Raw genomic sequence first — 6,000 nt, 5'->3', positions numbered from 1 at the left:
CCTGCTACGAAGGTGAGGATGAGGATGATGAACACTATATGTAACCGCCTGATGATGGCTGCTTAGACCCGGTAGCCGAAACACACCCCTTGGTGTGTCGCGGATTGGGTCCAAACCAATCTTGCAACCAGCAAAGTAACTTAAGGCTTTGACCAAGAAATAAGCTGTAATGGCTTTTTTCCTTTCATAAGCTTGGTTACTTTTGCTGCTTTGAGACTGAATCAGGCTGATTAATTTCTGGCCTTCGGGTGATTCTTAAGCGTAATTAGTTCACACCCTTTACAAATTATATGAGAATTGTGGGTTTAGATGTCTCTAAATCCTCGGTTTCGTGCTGCTTACTGGAAAGCAAACCGAGTGATGTTAGGGAATTTTATTATGACTGTAGGTTCCAATCTTTCCAGAACAATCAAAAGGGTATATCAAGTTTACTGGCACTCAAACCAGATGTAGCTGTTTTAGAGCCGACTGGTGTTAACTATAGTAAATTTTGGGTAGAACATCTGAGTCGTGTTGGTGTAGAGATTAGGTTGGTAGGTCACAAGGAATTACGGCGATATCGTGAAAATCATCTGCAACTACCTGACAAGGATGATGATGCTGATTCTCTAGCATTGGCCTGTTATTACTTTGATTACTGTGGTGAGTTGGGTAGGTTTGTTAGGGTTCTTGACCCGGTGGTTTCCAGAATTCGAGAACTGATTCTCAGGCTTAACCACCTCAGTAAAGTCCAGTCACCAATTATTAACCGGGCCAGACAGGATTTAGCTTGGCAGTTTCCAGAAGTGGCGTTAGTCAATTCTCAGCGTGGTGTTTCTGGAAACGTCCCCCTACTTTGGGGGTGGCTGGCAGGGGAAAGAGAGAGTAAGAAGTACGATCGCATTTATTCCCAGACTGCTGGACTTGGTTTAACTGATTCGGTTAAATTTCACGCGCAGCGCATCTGTAGCTTGCAGCGTGAGGAACAGTTAATTGAGGATGAATTGGCTCAACTCCTGAATCATGAGAAGTTTATAACCTACCGTGAGGTTTTCCAGAAATTCAACTTTGGCGATCGCCTACAAGCCACAATCATTAGTCAAATTTTCCCCCTAGAAAATTTCTTGGGGGATGATGGTAAACCTGTAGTCAAAATTCGTAAGGGTAGAAAGTCTGGTAAACCTACCAAGCGTTACTTGAGTTTGAGAAGGTTTCAAAAAGCTCTAGGACTTGCACCTACTCAGGAATCTAGTGGAGATATTTCCAAACTCAAGGTTTCTGGTGGAAGTGCTGTATGTCGTCGTGCGATTTGGCAGTGGGTATTTAGTGCAGTCGAACCCGCCCGCCGTCGTTCTAATCCCACTGTCAAAAGTTTGGGTGAGTTCCTTGATGCTGAAAAAGCTGCTGGTAAACCAGTAGCACTGGTGAGAATGAGGGTAGCAGTAAAAGCTGTAAAACTGCTGTTCAAAATGCTGATTGAGGTCAGGAAAGAAGCAGAAAAGTTTTAGACTGAAAGGAAACAAATACTTCTTAACCCCAGAGGTAATAGAATTTAATAAACTGCGACTAGGTAACATTGATTTACCGAAATCAGACCTAAAATTTGTCACGGAAATTAGCTATGATTCCCAGAAAAAACGTGAAGAAAAATTAGTGTTTGAAAGCGTCTGGAACTATAGTTCAATTACCCAAATTAATAGTATCAATCAGCTAGATGTAGTCACCTATTAATAGCTGAAGTTAAGAAGCAGTAGGTCAAAGAAATACATTAGGGACTTCCAGAAATTAAATTATCCAATTTTGATAGCGAAAAATTTTTCCTCCCCTGCGTCCCCTGCGTCCCCTGCTTACTCAACGAGTGGATATTTTTTTATTTGGAAGTCCCTTATTCTCCCCCTGCTCCCCATCTCCCACATCCCACACTCCTGCCCTCACTGACTACTATCAGTACCGACAGCGACACAGTAAAGAGCAGCATGATGTTTCCCATCAATCCCCAACATGGTGTTCACATCTGTGTCATTAAATCCACCTATACAAAGACTGCCAAGCCCCAATTGGACAGCCATTAGACATATATTTTCAGCTTGATGACCAGCTTCCAAAAGGGCAAAGCGATAGCCACGCGCCCCGTATTTGCACATCGATCGCATAAAAACCGATGTGAAAAAGAACAGAGCATTGGCATTTACAATGTAATCTTGCTGTAAAAAAGGTTCTATAAAATCCGTTGGTACTGCGTCACTGACTCGATGTAGCCCATGACCACGTGGTTCATAGTGATATAGTCCCGCAGTTAAACCTTCCACTGCTTGGGTGGATACAAAAATCTCTATCGGATAAAGTCCCCCCGCAGACGGAGAGTTACGAGCTTCATAGGTGTAACCATCCATGTGACGTAACCCATTAAGTCCACATCCTGCATCAAGAAGTTGAGCCAATGAAATTAGCGGCATGACCTTATTTGCAAACGATCGCACAGAAGAACGCCGTTCCAAAAGCTCACTCACATGATTATTATGTGGCGCTTGGGGCAGTTCCAGAAAAGCAGCCTCCGGCATATACCGAAGTTCAGTAGCCGAAACACGCTTTACATAACTTTTAGGAACTGGAGAGTTCAAATGATATAAAAGAGCTAACTCCAGCGGCTCGTTAACTTTATACATGGCGATACAATTTTGGATTTTGGATTTTGGATTTTGGATTTTGGGTAAAAAGTATTAATATTTCTCCTGCACCCCTGCTCCCTTGCGTTTATTAAGCCATAGGATGTGGGCAAGGATTGAGGTCATCTGGAGTCCGTCGGCCGCCATAACCCAACCTTTCTGGCACTTCAAATAACCGTCGAGTACCCAGTGGTTCTTGTCCATAGCCAAAATATATAGGCACTAGTTCACTGGCTAAAATCCGCACTACTCGGAAACCTAGGGAGGCGATATCAGGGGTTGTAATCTCTACTAAATATGGTTCAGCGCCTACAGAATGCAGTCTTGTAATTACTGATTGCAATTTCTCCACCTCAGACTGAGATTCATAAGTAGGTAAATCTTCAGTCTTGCGGCTTTGATCATGGTCAAATAGGAAACTCAACTCACAAAGCCGAGCCGTTGTGTAGAAGAAAGCATTGTGGTCATCCAAATATTTAATATCACTATATTGATGGAGATTTGCACCAGCACCACCTTTCATGCGTTCTATGTCACCAAAACGGGCTTGACAAACTTCAAAAATCGCTTTCCGTAAGGCAGTTGCTCCATCCAGATGGCATCCTAAACCAGTTGCAACCGCCGGACTTTTGCCCGAACGGTCAATTAACATCGCCATGACAACAGGGACTTGAATATCCGTAGTTAAATCAAAGGTAACTAGCTCAATGCCAAACCGAGCATAGTGACGGGCAATTTCCGTCTCAATTCCTGGTCGATGAGTGAAATAGATACGGGGAGCAGGTAAGCGGTTTAACCATGTAATGATGAAAGCATCACGTTCAATCAATTCACATAGGCCACTGTAGGTAGCAAACTCTAGAGTAGGGCCACTAGCCATGCCATTGGAATTGACAGGTAAAATATAATCTCCTGGTTGCTCACCGTCCCAGTCCAAATACACCAAAAAAGCTGGTACTAAAACCTGTTGGTTGCTGCTCAGAGAAAGGGCTGGCATCCATGAAGTCTGCGTTGTGGGGTCGAAAGCAGGAAAAGGAAAAGTTGGGTCAGAGTATTGTTGATCAGAAAAAGAGAAAAAAGCAGGAGGCGGGACGGCGCGATGATCTAATTCGGCATAGCTACTGAAAATTAACCGCCCATGATCAACAATACCGCCACAGTATCTTTCTATAGCTTCGCCAACAGCACCGAAAATTGCTTGCTCATCAGTCATACCCCTGCCCACACCGTAACGCAAGTCCTCCTGTTGTTTGCGAAGCTGAAAATTAGATAATTCGGCTTGCCATAAAACTGGCAAATCAAACTCTGTATAAGGCTTAGTAAATCTTTCTATGGCTCTGATGATTCCCGTATGGGGGCTGACTAAATCCCGCCAACGTGGACTTGCGTTCGCCCCTGGCGCTACGCTCTGCGTAATTGCTTTGTTCACAGTGTTTTCTCCTGTCATAACAGTGCTGAGTGCTGAGTGCTGAGTTCCAAGTTTTTACACTGTCACCTGTCACCTGTCACCTGTCACCTGTTACCTGTCACCTGTCACCTGTCACCTGTTACCTGTCACCTGTCACCTGTCACCTGTCACCTGTTACCTGTCACCTGTTTTGCTGAACAATGGGGACACCCAGGTTTTTTCAGCACAACGTTATGAGTTAGTTTTGTGCCGAGCAAGTCTATATGCAATAATTTACCGTCGGTGGCGATGGGTAAACCCAGCAACATTTTCACCGCTTCAAGTGCTAGGTAACTACCAACTAACATTTGGCATATCGGTAAATTTTCTCGCAACCGTGGTTGAGAACGCCTTTCCCGGTCGAGAAACTGCTCAATTGCAAATTCCACATCTGGCAATTTGGAACAGGCCATAGAACGCATCCGATAGCAAAGATAGCAAGGCCCATCCTTGGTAAAGACTAGTGGACCGACAGTTCCTTCAATACCAGCCGCCCCACCAGGTAGCAATGGACGCTGCATCTTCAGGCATAGTCTGTTCAGGCGATAGGCTAGATTAACTGATACTGCATCAGTGGCCACAATGACTAAATCAACGTCATCCAGCAAAGGATTTACTGTTTCGTCGTTAGTCAAAGGATCTGTGATAATTTCAGTTTGGGTAATTGAGGCGATTTCCTCAATCTGTCTAGCCGCTTCCACACCTCGAAAAGCACCGATTTTATGACCTACAGAGCCTGACATCATCCGGGAATCAGATGGCTGTGTGCAAGCATCATCGCACAGACGGAGAAAACCGATGCCAGCTGTAGCTAAATTAATTGCTGCTACCAGACCTGAACCTGCAAGTCCAAAAATAGCAATTCTGGCATTAGCTAAGTGCTTGAGAACATCTTTTTGCTGAAAGCCTAATTCGTGATAAAGACTAATTTGCGGAAGTAAATAGGCACGACTATCTAAATCAACTGTATCTTCTAAAAACTCCTCTACTAAGCGATTGTCCAGCAAAAACTCTAAACATTGATTGAGTGAAGAATCTGTCAAAGTTTCACCAATTACAGCCCGGATTTCTCCTATTGTGCGAGTTCCGTCTAGTAAAGGTAAGACAATGTTTTCCACATCGTGCAGTGCTTGACCCTTAACTGTGAGCGATCGCCGTGTTGTATTGAATATCATTGTTTCTTCACCATTGCAATCTGGCGGCATCACGTGAATAACAGCGTGTTCTAGTAGACGTAGCCGCTTACCATCGTTTAATTTCATAGGCTTTTGTTTGATAAAAGGGTGATGAGGTGATGGGGAGCAGGGAGCAGGGGGAGGAAAAGTCCTTAAATTAAAGGTTTGGACAAAGGGGTAAAGTGAGTGATAGAAAAATCAAGGTCGAGAACAGGAAAACCCTTACACCCCTACACCTCTACACCTCTACACCTCTACACCTCTACACCCCTACACCCTTACATCCCTACACTCCCTTATTGACAGTCATTTAGTGTCCAAATCCGTATTCTTCACTCTCATCAATCACACCAGATCCGGTTTCGGTACTACTAAATCTGCATCCACCACATCCACCACATCCACGGCATCCGCATCCACCACATCCACGGCATCCACCACATCCACATCCACGGCATCCGCATCCACCGCATCCAAAACAGCCTCTACATCCACCACATCCACCGCATCCAAAGCAATTAGCAAACCATCTTTGGGTAGTTTCAGATTCCAAGTCTTCTGACATTGCTAATTTTTCTAAAGCTGCTATTTCCTCTTCAGACAACAACAGTTTTTCTAGTTTGTCTGCTTTGTCTGCCAAACGCATTTCCAGTTTTGGTTGGGTCAGTGTTTTTTCTGCAAGCATGGTGACTTACTCCTTGTTAATTCAACATTTCTACCTGTCCACAAAGAA

General features: G+C 44.2%; 5 protein-coding genes. 1 reads left to right on the top strand and 4 read right to left on the bottom strand.

Annotation, left to right across the window (positions count from 1 at the left end):
- Positions 1-290 precede the first annotated feature (290 nt).
- Positions 291-1,487, top strand: coding sequence for an IS110 family transposase (locus A0J48_RS11950; protein ID WP_200323324.1), 1,197 nt, complete (start codon positions 291-293; stop codon positions 1,485-1,487).
- A gap of 423 nt (positions 1,488-1,910) precedes the next feature.
- Here the strand turns inward: A0J48_RS11950 and A0J48_RS11945 are convergent, their stop codons facing one another.
- The 4 genes from A0J48_RS11945 to A0J48_RS11930 all read right to left on the bottom strand — a co-directional run bounded on the left by A0J48_RS11945 (position 1,911) and on the right by A0J48_RS11930 (position 5,952).
- The gene (locus A0J48_RS11945; RefSeq protein WP_200323322.1) at positions 1,911-2,645 is read right to left on the bottom strand and encodes a SagB/ThcOx family dehydrogenase; all 735 of its coding nucleotides are present in this window, start codon (positions 2,643-2,645) and stop codon (positions 1,911-1,913) included.
- Positions 2,646-2,736: 91 nt separating this feature from the next.
- Positions 2,737-4,074: a YcaO-like family protein gene (locus tag A0J48_RS11940; protein WP_325078712.1), complete on the bottom strand. Its 1,338-nt coding sequence runs from the start codon at positions 4,072-4,074 to the stop codon at positions 2,737-2,739.
- 146 nt (positions 4,075-4,220) lie between these two features.
- Positions 4,221-5,354, bottom strand: a complete 1,134-nt coding sequence (locus tag A0J48_RS11935; protein ID WP_200323318.1) for a TOMM precursor leader peptide-binding protein — start codon at positions 5,352-5,354, stop codon at positions 4,221-4,223.
- A gap of 223 nt (positions 5,355-5,577) precedes the next feature.
- Positions 5,578-5,952, bottom strand: a complete 375-nt coding sequence (locus A0J48_RS11930) for a hypothetical protein (protein WP_200323316.1) — start codon at positions 5,950-5,952, stop codon at positions 5,578-5,580.
- Positions 5,953-6,000: the final 48 nt, after the last annotated feature.

Origin of the sequence: Sphaerospermopsis aphanizomenoides BCCUSP55, from assembly GCF_001586785.1 — a bacterium.
Lineage (GTDB): Bacteria > Cyanobacteriota > Cyanobacteriia > Cyanobacteriales > Nostocaceae > Sphaerospermopsis_A > Sphaerospermopsis_A aphanizomenoides_A.
The sequence above is the reverse complement of the archived record's forward strand: the minus strand, read 5'-3'. Positions and strand labels throughout refer to the sequence as shown.